At 61.6% G+C, this 15,739-nt stretch carries 12 protein-coding genes; 5 read left to right on the forward strand and 7 right to left on the reverse strand.

Annotated features, from left to right (window positions below; genetic code table 11):
• Positions 1 to 149 precede the first annotated feature (149 nt).
• Positions 150 to 1,568 (reverse strand): DEAD/DEAH box helicase, encoded by a 1,419-nt coding sequence (locus tag NKI95_RS32655; RefSeq protein WP_352721963.1) that lies wholly within the window; start codon positions 1,566 to 1,568, stop codon positions 150 to 152.
• A 387-nt stretch (positions 1,569 to 1,955) separates the two neighbouring features.
• Here NKI95_RS32655 and NKI95_RS32660 point away from each other — a divergent pair, with 387 nt between their 5' ends.
• Both NKI95_RS32660 and NKI95_RS32665 read left to right on the forward strand, forming a co-directional pair.
• Positions 1,956 to 3,488: an acyl-CoA carboxylase subunit beta gene (locus NKI95_RS32660; RefSeq protein WP_352721964.1), complete on the forward strand. Its 1,533-nt coding sequence runs from the start codon at positions 1,956 to 1,958 to the stop codon at positions 3,486 to 3,488.
• Positions 3,489 to 3,497: 9 nt separating this feature from the next.
• Positions 3,498 to 4,568: a M48 family metallopeptidase gene (locus NKI95_RS32665; protein ID WP_352721966.1), complete on the forward strand. Its 1,071-nt coding sequence runs from the start codon at positions 3,498 to 3,500 to the stop codon at positions 4,566 to 4,568.
• 43 nt (positions 4,569 to 4,611) lie between these two features.
• On the opposite strand, the gene NKI95_RS32670 is transcribed toward NKI95_RS32665, so the two are convergent.
• Together NKI95_RS32670 and NKI95_RS32675 are read right to left on the reverse strand one after the other, a co-directional pair.
• Complete coding sequence (locus NKI95_RS32670; protein WP_352721968.1) at positions 4,612 to 6,372, reverse strand: hypothetical protein; 1,761 nt, start codon at positions 6,370 to 6,372, stop codon at positions 4,612 to 4,614.
• A gap of 255 nt (positions 6,373 to 6,627) precedes the next feature.
• Complete coding sequence (locus tag NKI95_RS32675; RefSeq protein WP_352721970.1) at positions 6,628 to 8,166, reverse strand: NAD(P)H-hydrate dehydratase; 1,539 nt, start codon at positions 8,164 to 8,166, stop codon at positions 6,628 to 6,630.
• Between the two features lie 358 nt (positions 8,167 to 8,524).
• Here NKI95_RS32675 and NKI95_RS32680 point away from each other — a divergent pair, with 358 nt between their 5' ends.
• Together NKI95_RS32680 and glnA are read left to right on the forward strand one after the other, a co-directional pair.
• Positions 8,525 to 8,863 (forward strand): P-II family nitrogen regulator, encoded by a 339-nt coding sequence (locus tag NKI95_RS32680; protein WP_019857988.1) that lies wholly within the window; start codon positions 8,525 to 8,527, stop codon positions 8,861 to 8,863.
• 54 nt (positions 8,864 to 8,917) lie between these two features.
• Positions 8,918 to 10,327 carry a type I glutamate--ammonia ligase gene (gene glnA, locus NKI95_RS32685; protein WP_352689268.1) on the forward strand — a complete coding sequence of 470 codons (1,410 nt, stop codon included), beginning with the start codon at positions 8,918 to 8,920 and terminating at the stop codon, positions 10,325 to 10,327.
• Positions 10,328 to 10,447: 120 nt separating this feature from the next.
• Here glnA and NKI95_RS32690 read toward each other — a convergent pair whose 3' ends face one another.
• Positions 10,448 to 11,488, reverse strand: a complete 1,041-nt coding sequence (locus tag NKI95_RS32690) for a glutamine synthetase beta-grasp domain-containing protein (RefSeq protein WP_254817165.1) — start codon at positions 11,486 to 11,488, stop codon at positions 10,448 to 10,450.
• A gap of 320 nt (positions 11,489 to 11,808) precedes the next feature.
• Here NKI95_RS32690 and NKI95_RS32695 point away from each other — a divergent pair, with 320 nt between their 5' ends.
• Positions 11,809 to 12,003: a DUF2735 domain-containing protein gene (locus tag NKI95_RS32695; protein ID WP_292660390.1), complete on the forward strand. Its 195-nt coding sequence runs from the start codon at positions 11,809 to 11,811 to the stop codon at positions 12,001 to 12,003.
• Between the two features lie 83 nt (positions 12,004 to 12,086).
• On the opposite strand, the gene NKI95_RS32700 is transcribed toward NKI95_RS32695, so the two are convergent.
• From NKI95_RS32700 to NKI95_RS32710, 3 genes are all read right to left on the reverse strand, one after another.
• On the reverse strand, positions 12,087 to 13,976 hold the full coding sequence (locus tag NKI95_RS32700) for an MFS transporter (protein WP_352721971.1): 1,890 nt from the start codon (positions 13,974 to 13,976) through the stop codon (positions 12,087 to 12,089).
• A gap of 183 nt (positions 13,977 to 14,159) precedes the next feature.
• Positions 14,160 to 14,951 carry an ATP12 family chaperone protein gene (locus NKI95_RS32705; RefSeq protein WP_352721972.1) on the reverse strand — a complete coding sequence of 264 codons (792 nt, stop codon included), beginning with the start codon at positions 14,949 to 14,951 and terminating at the stop codon, positions 14,160 to 14,162.
• Between the two features lie 2 nt (positions 14,952 to 14,953).
• Positions 14,954 to 15,739 (reverse strand): DMT family transporter (locus NKI95_RS32710; RefSeq protein WP_352721973.1); only part of this gene is annotated, 786 nt, incomplete at its 5' end.

The following is a 15,739-nucleotide window of genomic DNA, read 5'->3' on the forward strand; positions in this document are numbered from 1 at the left end:
GCCCCCCCGCGCGTTTGGGGGGGGGGGGGGGGGGGGGTTGTAACCAAAACCACCCCACACAACCCCCGGCCCCCCGTCCCCCCCCCGCGGCCCCCCCTTTTCAATCGTGAATGACCAAGCCAGGCTTGGCCGACCGCAACACGGTCAGATTATGCGGCCCGCGCTGCTGGCCGCTTGCCGCCGAAGCGGCGCTTGTTGTTGCCCTTGAAGGGCTTGGCGCCTTCCGGCTTGCGCTCGCCCGCAAAGGCCGGCTTGTCGCCGAACCGCTTCTTGCCGAAGCCGTTGTTTGCGCCGCCGGGCCGCCTGCCGTCGCGGCGGCCATTGTGGTCGTTGCGATCATTGGCCGGTTCGAAGCTGCGCTCGTTCTTCTCGGCGGGATTGCGCTGCGGATCGGGGCTGCCGAGATGGTCGGCAACGATCGGCAGCTTGGTGCGGATGATGCGCTCGACCTGGCGCAGCTTGCTGTTTTCGGATGGGTCGCAGAGCGTGATGGCGATGCCGTCCATGCCGTTGCGGCCAGTGCGGCCGATGCGGTGGACATAGCTCTCTGCCTCGTCCGGCAGGTCGAAATTCACCACATGGCTGATGCCGGGCACGTCGATGCCGCGTGCCGCAATGTCGGTCGCCACGAGAATGCGCACCGAACCCTCACGGAAATCGTTGAGCGCCTTCTGACGGGCATTCTGCGACTTGTTGCCGTGGATGACGGCGGCCTTGAAGCCGTCGCGCTCGAGATCCTTGGTCACCCTGTCGGCGCCATGCTTGGTGCGCGAGAAGATGATGACCGACTTCATCGCCTCATCGGCAAGCATGTTGGCCAGCACCTGGCGCTTCTGCTTGGTGCGGGCAAAGACGACACCCTGTACGATCTCGGCGGCCGCGGTGCTGTGAGGAGCGACTTCGACGCGAATTGGGTTCTTCAGCAGGCCTTTCGCCAGTTCGGCGATTTCGGCCGGCATGGTTGCCGAGAACAGCACCGTCTGACGGTCCGGCGCCGTCGCCCTGGCGATGCGCTTGACGTCGTTGATGAAGCCCATGTCGAGCATGCGGTCGCCTTCGTCGAGCACCAGCCATTTGGTGTCGGCAAGCACGAGATCGCCTTCACGCACCAGGTCTGTCAACCGGCCGGGGGTTGCGATCAGGATGTCGACGCCAGGGGCAACCTTCTTCACCTGGCTGAAGCGCGAGACGCCGCCAAGCACCAGCGCGGTCGAGACATGCGCGCCCTTGGCGAGCAGCTTGATCATCTCCTCGATCTGCACCGCGAGTTCGCGCGTCGGCGCCAAGATCAGCGCGCGGGCCGTCTTCGGCCGGCGCTTGGTGCCAAGTGCGATGATCTTCGACAGGATCGGCAGCGCGAACGCCGCGGTCTTGCCTGAGCCGGTCTGGGCGATGCCGAAAATGTCGCGGCCTTCGAGCTGCGGCGGGATCGCCTGGGCCTGGATCGGCTTCGGATCGGTAAAGCCGGCGGCATTGGTGGCCTTGAGCAGTGCGCCGGTAATTCCAAGTGCGGCGAAACCGTTCAGTTCCCCAGTGTCCTTACCGGTCAAAGTGTTTTCATTGGTCAAAATATTCTTCTTTCATGCGGCTCCTGGCCGCAAACATAAATGGCGGCAGGGCGCAACCTGCCGTCGAAAATTGTCATGAAACGACAAGGCGGGCGGACGCTATTGTCCACACGGCTGCGCTGTCGTGCCCGCAGGCATCATGCCACGGGGCTTTTTCGCCACCTTGCCGATATGCCGGGAAGAGGGAAAACAGACGCAACCAGTCTCATTCGTCGAGAAGGCCGGATTTATCCCGGCCCAAGCGCCTATGCCGCCGCATATGGCCCAGTTCGCATCGAAATGCAAGGGGCCTGATGCTGCAGCGCAGCAAAGCCAAGAGGAAGCGGCGCTTGCGCTCTCTCGCGGGCATGATTACCACAATCCAGCTTTCCGTTTCGGGGACCGGTCATGAAGGACGTGCTGAAGGAACTCGAGCGCCGCCGCGAGATCGCCCGCATGGGCGGCGGCCAGGCCCGCATCGACGCCCAGCACAAGAAGGGCAAGCTGATCGCCCGCGAACGCATAGACGTTTTTCTCGACGAGGGCTCGTTCGAGGAGTTCGATATGTTTGTCGAGCACCGCTCGACCGACTTCGGCATGGAGAAGACCAAGATCGCCGGCGATGGCGTCGTCACCGGCTGGGGCACCGTAAATGGCCGGCCAGTGTACCTCTTTGCAAAGGACTTTACCGTGTTCGGCGGCTCGCTGTCCGAGGCGCATGCCGAAAAGGTGGTCAAGGTGCAGGAGATGGCGCTACGCAACCGCGCGCCGATCATCGGCCTTTACGACGCCGGCGGCGCCCGCATCCAGGAAGGCGTGGCGGCGCTCGGCGGCTATGCCGAGATCTTCCAGCGCAATGTTCTAGCCTCCGGCGTCATCCCACAGATTTCGCTGATCATGGGCCCTTGTGCTGGCGGCGACGTCTATTCGCCGGCGATGACCGACTTCATCTTCATGGTTCGCGACACCTCCTACATGTTCGTCACCGGGCCGGATGTGGTGAAGACCGTCACCAACGAGACGGTCACCGCCGAAAGCCTCGGCGGCGCTTCCGTCCACACGACGAAGTCCTCGATCGCCGACGGAGCCTACGACAATGACGTCGAGGCGTTGCTGCAGATGCGCCGGCTGGTCGATCTGCTGCCCGCCTCCAACACGGCGGAAATTCCCGAGATCGAATGCTACCAGTCGGTCACCGATCACGATCTGTCGCTCGACAGGCTGATCCCCGACAATGCCAACAAACCCTACGACATCAAAGAGTTGATCCTTAAAGTTGCCGACGAGGGTGACTTCTTCGAGATCCAGCAGAATTTTGCGAAAAACATCGTCACCGGCTTCGGCCGTATCGAGGGCCGCACCGTCGGCTTCGTCGCCAACCAGCCGATGGTGCTGGCCGGCGTGCTCGATTCGGATGCCAGCCGCAAGGCGGCGCGTTTCGTGCGCTTCTGCGACTGCTTCTCGATCCCGATCGTCACCTTCGTCGACGTGCCGGGCTTCCTGCCAGGCACCGCGCAGGAATATGGCGGGTTGATCAAGCACGGCGCCAAGCTTCTGTTCGCCTATGCCGAAGCGACCGTGCCGAAAATAACCGTCATCACCAGAAAGGCCTATGGCGGCGCCTATGACGTTATGGCGTCAAAGCATTTGCGCGGCGACATGAACTATGCTTGGCCAACGGCGCAGATTGCGGTGATGGGCGCCAGGGGCGCAGTCGAGATCATCTATCGCAAGGATATCGGCGACGCGGAGAAAATTGCAGCGCACACAAAAGCTTACGAGGATCGCTTCCTGTCACCCTTCGTTGCCGCCGAGCGTGGCTATGTCGACGAGGTTATCATGCCGCATTCGACCCGCCGCCGCATCGCCCGCGCGCTCAGGATGCTGCGCAACAAGGATATGCAAAACCCCTGGAAGAAGCACGATAATATTCCGCTGTGAGAGGGGTTGATGTCGCGCCTGGTCCTCTGTGTGGGAGCGCGTTTCGGCAGGTTTGCCATCCTGCTCTTCGCTCTGCCGCTGTTTTGCCCAATACTCCTGTGGTTCTGGTTCCTCGATTGCTATCCGCTCGCTGTCATCGCGACTGGCGTTGTTGCAATCCCGGCCGCGATGCTGGCCATCGTTCTGTTGATTGGGACATTGTTCGCCGGTTTTCGACCCAGCAAGGTGGACGGGATTACTTGGGAATCAGCCCCGAAATTGTGGGCTGTCTGGGAGAGTATTGCTGGCAAACACCGCGCCAGCCGGACGACGATCGTGCTGAGCGACGATCTCAACGCTAGCATCGGTGAAGAGCGGCCGTTTCTGGGCCTGCTTGGTCGCAGGGCAATTCTCACCGTGGGCCTGCCGCTGCTCGCAGCGACCGACAAAAAGGCATTTGCGGCGATCTTGGCTCATGAGGACGCCCATCTGAAAAACAAAGATACAAATGGCGGTCTCAACCTGGCCGAACTCGAGAAAAGCTTCGATCTAATCTTCGACTTCGCTCCTCCAGGGAAAACCGTTTCAGGCAGCCTGTTCTACTGGATGCTTGGTCCGCTGTCGCGCACTCTGGAGCGCGAAGAAATACGGTTGTCGCGACGGGCGGAAATTGACGCAGATCGCCATGCAGCGACGTCCGGCGATGCATATGAAACGGCGCGCGCCCTGCTACTGATCGGTGCTGCCAGTGCGTTCTTCGATGACCAAGTGTATATTCCGCTTAAACGTGAACTGCTTGGCACCATGGTACCGCCTCGTCCACCACTCGAAAGAGTTCTGGCGGCCGCCAGTCACCTGTCGAGGCTTCCCATCCTGCAAGAATATGCGCAAAAGGCCTGGGACGCGCCAGATAACGAAAGCGCGGATCATCCGCCCTGGTCCGAACGTTTGACTGCTCTTGGATTTAACTCGGCTCCAGAGATAGAACCAGTTCTGGTTTCTGCCTTGTCGAGCCTGCTGAGCGATGAGGTCGTCGCCGAACATGTCCGCCATTTCGACGGCGAATGGACATCGAACATCGCCGACCATCTCGATCGATAGCTGCCCACCAGGATCCACTGCTGCTAATGCGTGAGCCGGCGGCCTATTCCGCTTCCGCCGCGCCGAACCCCGCTCCCATCGTCGCGCGGACAGCGCCCGACCACGGCGTCGCATGATTGTCGATGCGCATCTGGAAGATAAAATAGGTTGGCGAACAGAAGCCGATGCCTCTCACCTTGCCGATGCCCGGCGTGTCGGGCGGCAGCGATTGGCACATGTAATCCTCGCGGCAAAAATGGTCGGCGGAGCAGGCAGGCCTGTTGCCGCGATTGACGGCGCCGCCCAGGCACTGGTCGAAATTATTGGTCGCTACGCAGGTGTCGAATTTTTTGCCGCCAACCAGCCCGCAAATCTCGTTCGGCATCGACTTGCCCGGTTTGAAGGCGGCAAAGCTGTGATCCCGGTCGTCGCAGCCGCGATAGGCAATGCCCGCCGGCACGCCGATCTTCGGCGGCCGGCAGGTGTAGGCGATGCGTGAAATGCCCGGCGCGAAAGCCGCGAACTGGCCGGTGATGGTGTAGCGGTCATTGAAAGGCTGCGCGGCGTTGCTGGCGATCGAGCCGGTCAGGCACGGATGGCCGGAGAACATGGCTTTGCTGTCCTTGGGGCTGTCCTTGGGCAGCAGGCATTGCGCCAGCTTGGTGCGCACGCCGGACACGATCGCCAGTGGCGTGCAGACGGTACCGCCGCCGCATTGCCAGGTTGCGCCGAAGCGGGCCGCATCCTCCGGCATCAGGCACGGCATCGCCATCTCGGCCGGCGCGTAGTCGACCTCGCCGGCATCGTTCCATGTGGCTGGCGGCGCGAAGGACAGCGGGCGGAAACGGTTCGGCTCCTTGCCCTCGGCAGTCGCGCGCAGCCACGCTTCGCGGCGGGGGATGTCGGCGTGAAGATGCGGTGAGATGCCAACTTCGATGCGGTTGAGCGGCGAGGTCGTCTTGTCATCGAAACCGATGAAATGGAAGCCGGCGGTCGATCCCGCCTGATGGCAGCCCTGGCAGGCGCCGTTGTCCAGACGCTCGACCAGCGCCTCCGGCGTTCGCACCAACTTCAGCGCAGAAAAATCGAGGCCGGCGAAATCCGCGGATTGGAACAGCGGCGTGAACGGGTGGTTGGCCTGCCTTGCGCTGCCGAAGGTCGACCATGAGATGACCTTCTTCGCCAGGAATTGGTCCGGAATCTGGTAGACGCCGAGATCGACCGCCGCAACATCTGTGCGGATGTATTCCGCAAGTTTTGCTTTTAAGCCGGCGTCTTCAGCAAGGCGTGCCGTGTCGGGCGTATTCTCCAGCGGCTTCTCGCTGACAGCCGAGCCATCGATGCCGAATATCCGCATGACGTAGGCCGCCTGGCCACCGAATTCGGTCTCCTGGCCGGAGGGGAAGCGCACCACTTGCGCATTGAGCTCGAGCTGCTTGAAGGTGAGCGCCGCCCTTTCCAGCGGGCCGCCGGTCAGCCAACCGGCATCGACGCTTTCGTCGAGTTGCGGCGCCCAGCGTCCGGCAACGCCGACGCAGCCACCATCGGCATCGGGCGCGACATTGAAGACGGCACTGAAATTGAACGGCAGGCGCGAGGCCAAAACCTTGCCGTTCTTCTTGAAGCTGTAGGCGAGGCGATAGATGAAACGCACCTCGCCGCAACTGGTGTCGCCCGTCAGCGCGGCGAAATCGCCGCGGTCGAGCCGGTTGACCACGCCGACGAGGCGGAAGCGTGCGGCGTCGGTCTTCAGCCAGCGCATGTCCATGATGCGGCCGACATTGCCGTCGGTGACCTCATAGAGCGTCCGCCCGCCGGCCTTCATCTCGGCCCGCAGCGCCGCGACGTCGCTTGCAACCGTTTCGACGATCGCGTGGTAGGCCGGCGCCTTCTCGTAGAGCGTCTTCAGGTCGCCCTTGCCATCGACGCCGAAAAATGCCGGCGAAACCGTAACCCTCGCTATCGAGGGCGGCGAGAACGGCCGGGTCGTCGACGATGGTCACCGGCTGCTCAGCGGCATTCGCCGACTGTGTCGCCAATGCGGCCATGACGAGCGTGATGAAAAAGACAGCAAGACGTCTCATAGAAGGTCCTGTTGGCGTTCGACCAATTCACGCAACACCGGCACCAACGCCATCGGCAGATCCTCGGCGATCAAGCCAGGCCCGAAACGGCGGCCGGCCTCGGCGTGGATCCAGACCGCAGCGCAGGCAGCCTGGAAGGCTCGCATGCCTTGCGCCAGCAGCGCGGCAACGATGCCCGCCAGCACATCCCCCGACCCGGCCGTTGCCAGCCACGGCGCGCCATTGCTGTTGATCGCAACCCTGCCGTCGGGCGCCGCGATCACCGTGTCGGCGCCCTTGTAGACAATGACTGAATTGGCACGCGCTGAGGCGGCGCCGGCCTTGGCGAGCTTTGACTGCTTCTTCGATCTGGCAATGTCGGGAAAAAGCCTGGCGAATTCGCCTTCATGCGGCGTCAGCACCAGACTTGGTGCGAAGGTTCGATGTGCGGCTTCAAAAAGGGCGTCTGGAGCGTCGCGAAACGAAGTCAGGCCATCGGCATCAAGCACAACGCCTCCAAATTCGATCCCGTGTTTGATATCGTGGAGAGGGTCCCGGCTGAGCAACCGCAATGCAAAATCGCGGGCTTTGTCGCCAACGCCGAACCCTGGACCAAGAACGATGGCCAACGGCTGCCGTTCGCCGATGAATTCGCCCACCTCCGCGACGGTGTCGACCTTTCGCAACATGATCGAGGTCAGATGCGCGGCGTTCACCTGCATGGCATCGCCAGGCGAAAGCACGGTCACTGCCCCCGCCCCGCTTCTGGCAGCGGCCATCGCAGACAGCCGGGCGGCACCTGTGGCGCTCGGTCCGCCGGAAAAGACCGCGACATGGCCGCGCTTGTATTTGTGCGTATCGATGGCCGTTCGCGGAAAATTCCATCGCAGCCACAGGTCCGGCGTGTTCTCAAACGTCTTGATCTTGAGCTGGTCGACGATCGCATCTGGAATGCCGATGTCAGCGACGATGATCTCGCCGCACAGGCTGCGTCCGGGCATCAGCAGATGGCCGACCTTTTTTCGCACGAACGTTACCGTCACCTCGGCCTCGAAATAAGCATTGGTCAACCCGGTTTCGCCCGACACACCCGAAGGTAGGTCGATCGAAACCACCGGCACGCGTTCCGCGCTACTAAGGCCGGAGACGGCTGACGCTTGCATGGAAATGTCTTTCGACAGTCCCGCGCCATAGAGCGCGTCCACGACGACTTCTCCCGCTTCCGGATAACAGTGGCCGAGATGGTTGACCGGCAGGTTGCAAGCCTCGGCAGCCAGCGCGGCATCGCTCCCCGGTTTCTGCTTGCCTTCGGCCCAGACCGCGACATTGACGCCAGCCTCGGCCAGCAACCGTGCCACGACGTAGCCATCGCCACCATTGTTGCCGGGGCCACAGAGCACATGGACGCGGCTCGCCGCTGGATAGCGCTTCAGCACTACGGCAGCAACCGCGGCGCCGGCGTTGCGCATCAGGCCGATGCCGTCGAACGGACCGGCGGCGATCGCCAGCCGGTCGGCCTCGGCCATTTCGGACGGAGAAAGAAGTTCGTTGCTCATGCGGGCGACATGCACATCATCTGCCGAAGCATTGTCCAGTTTTTGATCCGACGCAAACTACGAAGGTTGTGAAACACACCGGCGATGCCCGGAGCGACGAGTCGCAGGTCCGCAGCTGCTCATGAAATATCCGATCTGCCCATTTTTTGTGCGGACGACGGGACCGGCGGTGTGTAGGCTCGCGGCGTTCATGGCGCATCCGACGCAGCGAATGACGCGAATGTACATTCCCGCGTAGCATGATATCCAAATCAAGTGAGCCCGCTCGGCACTCCATCAATTGGCACAGTTCGTGCTTGATTGAGGCGCAAGCGGGGCTCACAACCCGTCTTTTTTGGCAGTGGAGGCCACTTTTTACATGAAAAAGATCGAAGCGATCATCAAGCCGTTCAAGCTAGACGAAGTGAAGGAAGCGCTTCAGGAAGCCGGGCTGCAAGGCATCACCGTTACCGAGGCCAAAGGGTTTGGCCGCCAGAAGGGCCATACCGAGCTTTATCGCGGCGCCGAATATGTCGTCGACTTCCTGCCGAAGGTGAAAATCGAAGTCGTGCTCGGCGACGATGCGGTCGAAGCCGCGATCGAAGCCATCCGCAAGGCGGCCCAGACCGGCCGTATCGGCGACGGCAAGATCTTCGTCTCGAACATCGAGGAAGTGGTGCGCATTCGCACCGGCGAAACCGGCATGGACGCCGTCTGAGTTTTCCCGTTAAAAGGCCACGTTCAAAACGTCATCACATAGGGAAGCAGGGACATGACGACAGCCAAAGACATCATGAAGCAGATCAAGGACAACGACGTGAAGTTCGTTGATCTGCGCTTCACCGATCCGAAGGGCAAACTGCAGCACGTAACGATGGATGTCATCGAGGTCGAGGAAGACATGTTTGCCGATGGCGTCATGTTCGACGGTTCCTCGATCGCCGGCTGGAAGGCGATCAACGAGTCCGACATGGTGCTGATGCCCGATGCGGATACGGTGCATATGGACCCGTTCTTCGCCCAGTCGACCATGGTCATCCTGTGCGACATTCTCGATCCGATCTCGGGAGAATCCTACAACCGCGACCCGCGCGGCACCGCCAAGAAGGCTGAGGCCTACATGAAGGCCGAAGGCATCGGCGACCAGATCTTCGTCGGTCCTGAAGCCGAGTTCTTCGTGTTCGACGACGTCAAGTACAAGGCCGATCCCTACAACACCGGCTTCAGGCTGGATTCCACCGAACTGCCGTCCAATGACGACACCGACTACGAGACCGGCAACCTCGGTCACCGGCCGCGCATCAAGGGCGGCTATTTCCCGGTGCCGCCGATCGATTCGGCACAGGACATGCGCTCGGAAATGCTCACCGTGCTCGCCGAAATGGGCGTGCGCGTCGAAAAGCACCACCACGAAGTGGCCGCCGCCCAGCACGAACTCGGCATCAAGTTCGACACGCTGGTCCGCAACGCCGACAAGATGCTGATCTACAAATATGTCGTGCACCAGGTCGCCAACGCGTATGGCAAGACGGCCACTTTCATGCCGAAGCCGGTGTTCGGCGACAACGGCTCGGGCATGCATGTCCACCAGTCGATCTGGAAGGAAGGCAAGCCGACCTTCGCCGGCAACGAATATGCCGGCCTGTCTGAGAGCTGCCTGTTCTACATCGGTGGCATCATCAAGCATGCCAAGGCGATCAACGCCTTCACCAACCCGCTGACCAATTCCTACAAGCGCCTGGTGCCGGGCTATGAAGCGCCGGTGCTGCTCGCCTATTCGGCACGCAACCGCTCGGCCTCGTGCCGCATTCCGTTCGGCTCGTCGCCGAAATCCAAGCGCGTCGAGGTCCGCTTCCCCGATCCTGGTGCCAACCCCTATCTCGCCTTTGCCGCCATGCTGATGGCCGGCCTCGACGGCATCAAAAACAAGATCCACCCCGGCCAGCCGATGGACAAGGATCTCTACGACCTGCCGCCGAAGGAACTAAAGAAGATCCCGACCGTCTGCGGCTCGCTGCGCGAGGCACTGCAGAGCCTCGACAAGGACCGCGGCTTCCTGAAGGCCGGCGGCGTCTTCGACGACGACCAGATCGACAGCTACATCGAGCTCAAGATGGCCGAGGTGATGCGCTTCGAAATGACCCCGCATCCGGTCGAATACGACATGTATTATTCGGTGTGATCCGGAACCTTATAGTCACATAGAAAAAACCCCGGCGGAGACGCCGGGGTTTTTTGATGCAATGCGATGGGAAAGAAAGTCACGGCGCGGACACCCGAAGTCCGCGCCGTGAACGCATTCTCAAGCCGCGGCCGAAACCTCGGCGCTGGTCGGGACGGAGGCGATCGTCTTCAATATCTGCGAAGCGATCTGGTAGGGGTCGCCCTGCGAGTTCGGACGGCGATCCTCGAGATAGCCCTTGTAGCCGTTGTTGATAAAGGAATGCGGCACGCGGATCGAAGCGCCGCGGTCGGCGATGCCGTAGCTGAACCTGTTCCAGGGCGCGGTCTCGTGCTTGCCGGTCAAACGCTTGTCGTTGTCCGGGCCATAGACGGCGATGTGATCCATCAGGTTTTTGTCGAAGGCAGCCATCAGCGCCTCGAAATAGCCCTTGCCGCCGACTTCGCGCATATAGGCGGTCGAGAAGTTGGCATGCATGCCGGAGCCGTTCCAGTCGGTGTCGCCGAGCGGCTTGCAGTGGTATTCGATGTCGATGCCGTACTTCTCGGTCAGGCGCTGCAACAAATAGCGCGCCATCCACATCTGGTCGGCGGCCTTCTTGGAGCCCTTGCCAAAGATCTGGAATTCCCACTGGCCTTTGGCCACCTCAGCGTTGATGCCTTCATGATTGATGCCGGCGGCAAGGCAAAGGTCGAGATGCTCCTCGACGATCTGCCTGGCGACGGAGCCGACATTGCTGTAGCCGACGCCGGTGTAGTACGGGCCTTGCGGCGCCGGATAGCCACTCTCGGGGAAGCCTAGCGGACGGCCGTCCTTGTAGAAGAAATATTCCTGCTCGAAGCCGAACCAGGCGCCCTCGTCGTCGAGAATGGTGGCGCGCTTGTTGGACGCATGCGGCGTCACGCCGTCCGGCATCATGACCTCGCACATGACGAGCGCGCCATTGGTGCGGGCGGGATCCGGATAAACGGCGACCGGCTTCAAAACGCAGTCGGAGCTGTGGCCCTCGGCCTGCATGGTCGAAGAACCGTCGAAGCCCCACAGCGGAAGCTGGTCGAGCGTCGGAAACTCGGCGTAGTCCTTGACCTGCGTCTTTCCGCGGAGGTTGGGAACCGGGGTGTATCCATCGAGCCAAATGTACTCGAGCTTGTATTTCGTCATTCTAGCCTCTCGTTGCTTGATCACGGAACCCTGGATGGCGCCGGGGCGAGCCGGCCTATCCAGCAGCCGACCTGCCGGATCACTAAAATGCAATTCGTGTGCCATTCTCGCCGGCGACGGATGCGGCAAAAGTGAGGTTGTATCCGCACAAAAATCGCTGGTCCGCCGTCATGCTGCGTTCGGATCATCCACAAGCACAGTTTGCATAAATAATGTGCAAGTACTGTTCTTTTCGTAATCATGTTGCCTAATTCGATTGCTGAACCTATGTTGGGGAAAGGTTGAATCGGCAAGGTTCTGTCGAAGAAAGGAAACCGACAATGGAAATCACTTCCACTCGTCAGTCGGCCAAAATCCTGATGTTCCCGGTGGCAGCACGCGCTTCTGCCTCAAATTTAAGCGGAAAGGCTAAGTTCGCGGCAGAGCTTGCTTCTTTGCGCAACCGAACGGATTTCGGAAGTGCCTGGTATCATGAGGCAGCGATCGAGGAAGCGAAACAGGATCGGAAGAGCTAAGCCTCCCTCCATGCACTCGATAAATTGGAAAAGCCCGGCGCGATCATTCGCGCCGGGCTTTGCTTTGAACCGGGACTGGCCGGCTACTGTTTGGTGTGCAGGTCCGTTCCGAGCGTATCCCTGACAAAGATCATGCCGATGATCAGCGACATCGCCGCGATCACCACCGGGTACCAGAGACCGTAGTAGATGTCGCCCTTGTAGGCGCTGAGCGCGAACACCGTCGCCGGCAGCAGCCCGCCGAACCAGCCATTGCCGATGTGATAGGGCAGCGACATTCCGGTGTAGCGGATGCGGGTCGGGAACATCTCGACCAGGATCGCGGCAATCGGCCCATAGACCATCGTCACGAAGACGACGAGGATGAACAGGATAGCAATCGTCATCGGCCAATTGACTGCCGCCGGGTCGGCGAACATGGCGAAGGAACCGCCGCCCGGTATGGTGTAGACGGTGACCTCGGGGGCTCCCGCGGCCTCATCGGCACTCAGCAGCTTGTCCTTGATCGCCTGCTCGGTCGGAACCGTAGCCTTCTCGCCGGCGCGGACGGCGGCCGCGTCGAGCTTCAGCTCGGGATTGGCCGCAATGAACGCCTCGAGCTTCTGGTCCGGCACCTTGGCCGCTGCCCGCTTCAGCGGATAGCCGCCGTCCCGAAGCGCCATGTTTACCGCCTTGACGAAAACGGCGTCCTTGGCCTTGGCTTGGTCGCCGGCTGCAGTCGCGTCATACGACTCAACCGTCTCGTTGCCGATTTTGACCGACGCAGCAGTGCCGGGCGCTGCCGTTGCTACGACGTCATAAGGCACCGAGTTCTTGGTCAGGAACGAGGTGGCGATATCACAGGACGTGGTGAACTTCGCCGTGCCCACCGGGTTGAACTGGAACTTGCAGTCTCCCGGTGCCGCGGTCACCGTCGCACGGGTGTTCTGCTGCGCGGTGGCGAGCGCCGGATTGGCTGCCCAGGTCAGCGCCTTGAACAACGGGAAGGTGCAGACGATCGCCAGCGCAAGGCCGGCCATGATGATCGGCTTGCGACCGATCTTGTCGGAGAGCCAGCCGAACACGACGAAAAAGATGGAGCCGACCGCCAGCGCGATTGCGATCATGATGTTGACCGACTGCGCGTCGACTTTGAGCACGTTGGTTAGGAAGAACAGCGCGTAGAACTGGCCATTGTACCAGACCACGGCTTGGCCTGCTGTGAGGCCGAGCAGTGCCAGCAGCGCAATCTTTGCGTTCTTCCACTGGCCGAAGGCTTCCGACAGCGGAGCCTTGGAGCCTTTGCCTTCGTCCTTCATGCGCTGGAAGGTCGGCGATTCAGAAAGCGACAGCCGGATCCATATCGAAATCCCGAGGAGCAGAAAGGAAACGATGAACGGAATGCGCCAGCCCCAGGCGGCGTAGGTTTCCTTGGCCATCGACCCCTGGACGATCAGAATGACGACCAGCGACAGGAACAGGCCGAGCGTTGCCGTCGTCTGTATCCACGACGTGTAGTAGCCGCGGCGATCGTCGGGTGCGTGCTCGGCGACATAGGTCGCGGCACCGCCATACTCGCCGCCGAGCGCCAGGCCCTGCAACATGCGCAAGATGATCAGGATCACGGGAGCGGCGATGCCCAGAGTCGCATAGCCAGGCAGCAAGCCGACCAGGAAGGTCGACAGGCCCATGATCGTCATGGTGACAAGGAAAGTGTATTTACGGCCCACAAGGTCGCCGATGCGGCCGAACAGCAATGCGCCGAACGGGCGCACGAGGAAGCCAGCGGCAAACGCCAGCAACGCGAAGATATTGCGCGTCGCTTCCGGAATGGTTGGACTGAAAAAAGTCGAACCAATGAATACTGCCAGCGAGCCGTAGAGATAGAAATCGTACCATTCAAAAACGGTGCCGAGCGAGGAAGCGAAGATGACCTTCTTCTCCTCCCGCGTCATGCCGCGGCTTGTTTTGCCGGCGGTCGATGCCATTGCCATGAGCGTATCCTCCCGTGTGATTCCGTCAGCTCGATGCTGCACGTCATCGTCCGCGCTCCCTCGCAACGCAGACTCAGTGCGGTCATCGGTGCAAAAAATGACAGAAAGCAGTGCCCAGAGGCAGACCGCCTTTGGGATTATGACTTTGGTCTAATGTGCAGTGCGAAATACCAGGCGGTGCCGTCAGCCTTTGAGCGCTTCGAGCAGCTTGACCGCCGCCATCATGTCGCGCTTGCGGGCCGCACGGCGCGCGACTGCCTCGGCATCATGGCCCCATTGCTCGGCCTGCCAGTCCTCGTCGACATGGCCGGCAGCCCAGGCCGCCTCGCCATCGAGCTCGCCGAAATCGACGGCCAGCGCCAGTAGCGCCGATCCGGTCAGGGAAGTCATGACGTGGATGGCGGCAAGGCGCAGCGGATCGGCGCGTTGGGCAAGATGCTGGCCAAGCAGCGCGATACTCTCGCGCGGCTGTTCGACATGGATCACGCCTTCGGCGAGATGGAACCGGGCGCCGAGCGCGCTGCGCACCCAGTCGATGACCGGATCCCAATGCTCGTTCTGCCGGTCGACCAGCCCTTGGGGCGCATCGGCGCGGTAGCAGAGCAGATCGGATGAGGCGAAGCGCAGGATGTCCTCCAGCACCGCCTGGGGATCACTGGCGACGCCATCGATTGCCGTATTGACCAGACGCATCACCGGCATCGTCACCGGGTCGATGGTCTCCTTCTGTGCGGCGAATTCCTCGGCGACGAGAGTGGCCGCCTGTTCGGTCGTCAGCGCCAGCAGCGCCTTGGCCGGCGTGCGGACGGGCTTGCCATCGAGATGGACGGCAAAACCGTCTTCGACCGGTGCTACCGCGACGGTCTTGTAGAAGCGCTTCGGCAGCGGCGTCTTCATCTGGATCTGGGCGCGACGCACCGGGTCCGGATCAGAGAGCTGCTTTCCAGCTTCGAGGTCGTTCAATATATCGCGCATGCTCATCCGGGACTTTGTTTTCGGGCCGGCCGGTTGACGATGATGAGTCCGGCGGCGATCAGGGCGAGTGCCAGGAAGATACGAACGGTCAGCGGCTCGTTCAAGAACACGGCGCCGCACAGCACACCAAACACCGGCGACAGGAAGGTGAAGCTCGACAAGCCGGATGCAGGGTAGCGCCGCAGCAGCCAGAACCACAGCACATAGGTGAACGCGACAACGTAGACGGCCTGGAACAGCAGAGCCGACGTCGGCAGAACGGCAAAGCTGCGGACCGGCGGCCCGGCAAAAGGCATCACCAAAATGCCGACGACAGCGGCCCCGGCCAGCTGATAGAGCAGCAGCTTTTCGGCGCTGGCCGTCACCAGCTTCGACCGCTTGATGACGATATTGGTCACGGCCCACAGAATGCCGGCGCCGAGACTGAGCAAATCGCCGCTCAATGTTGCGCCGCCATTGGCGCTCAGTTTATCGGAAAACACCGCGACCAGTCCGGCGAAGGCGAGCAGAAGACCAACGAGCTTGCGTGTCGTGATGCTTTCGCCCAGCAGGAAATGGCCGCCCACCAGCATCCAGAACGGCATGGTGTTGACCAGCAAGGTGTTGCGCACGACGGTGGTGTGCTCGAGCCCGACATAGAGAAACAGGAACTCGAGACCGAAAAGCGCGCCTGCCAGGATGCCGGCGACGAGGGTCTTGTCAGGAGTGAACAGCGCAATGCCGCGCCAGCGGCACCAGCCAAACACACACAGGCCGCCGATCACCGAGCGGGCGATGGACAGGAAAAC

This window comes from Mesorhizobium sp. M0306, from assembly GCF_040321655.1.
Taxonomy (GTDB): domain Bacteria; phylum Pseudomonadota; class Alphaproteobacteria; order Rhizobiales; family Rhizobiaceae; genus Mesorhizobium.

Bases quoted from the DNA above. Each gene is read 5' to 3' on its own strand.
- NKI95_RS32660 (WP_352721964.1), top strand. From the start codon at position 1,956: ATGAAGGACGTGCTGAAGGAACTCGAGCGCCGCCGCGAGATCGCCCGC.
- NKI95_RS32665 (WP_352721966.1), top strand. From the start codon at position 3,498: ATGTCGCGCCTGGTCCTCTGTGTGGGAGCGCGTTTCGGCAGGTTTGCC.
- NKI95_RS32670 (WP_352721968.1), bottom strand. From the start codon at position 6,372: ATGAAGGCCGGCGGGCGGACGCTCTATGAGGTCACCGACGGCAATGTC.
- NKI95_RS32675 (WP_352721970.1), bottom strand. From the start codon at position 8,166: ATGAGCAACGAACTTCTTTCTCCGTCCGAAATGGCCGAGGCCGACCGG.
- NKI95_RS32680 (WP_019857988.1), top strand. From the start codon at position 8,525: ATGAAAAAGATCGAAGCGATCATCAAGCCGTTCAAGCTAGACGAAGTG.
- glnA (WP_352689268.1), top strand. From the start codon at position 8,918: ATGACGACAGCCAAAGACATCATGAAGCAGATCAAGGACAACGACGTG.
- NKI95_RS32690 (WP_254817165.1), bottom strand. From the start codon at position 11,488: ATGACGAAATACAAGCTCGAGTACATTTGGCTCGATGGATACACCCCG.
- NKI95_RS32695 (WP_292660390.1), top strand. From the start codon at position 11,809: ATGGAAATCACTTCCACTCGTCAGTCGGCCAAAATCCTGATGTTCCCG.
- NKI95_RS32700 (WP_352721971.1), bottom strand. From the start codon at position 13,976: ATGGCAATGGCATCGACCGCCGGCAAAACAAGCCGCGGCATGACGCGG.
- NKI95_RS32705 (WP_352721972.1), bottom strand. From the start codon at position 14,951: ATGCGCGATATATTGAACGACCTCGAAGCTGGAAAGCAGCTCTCTGAT.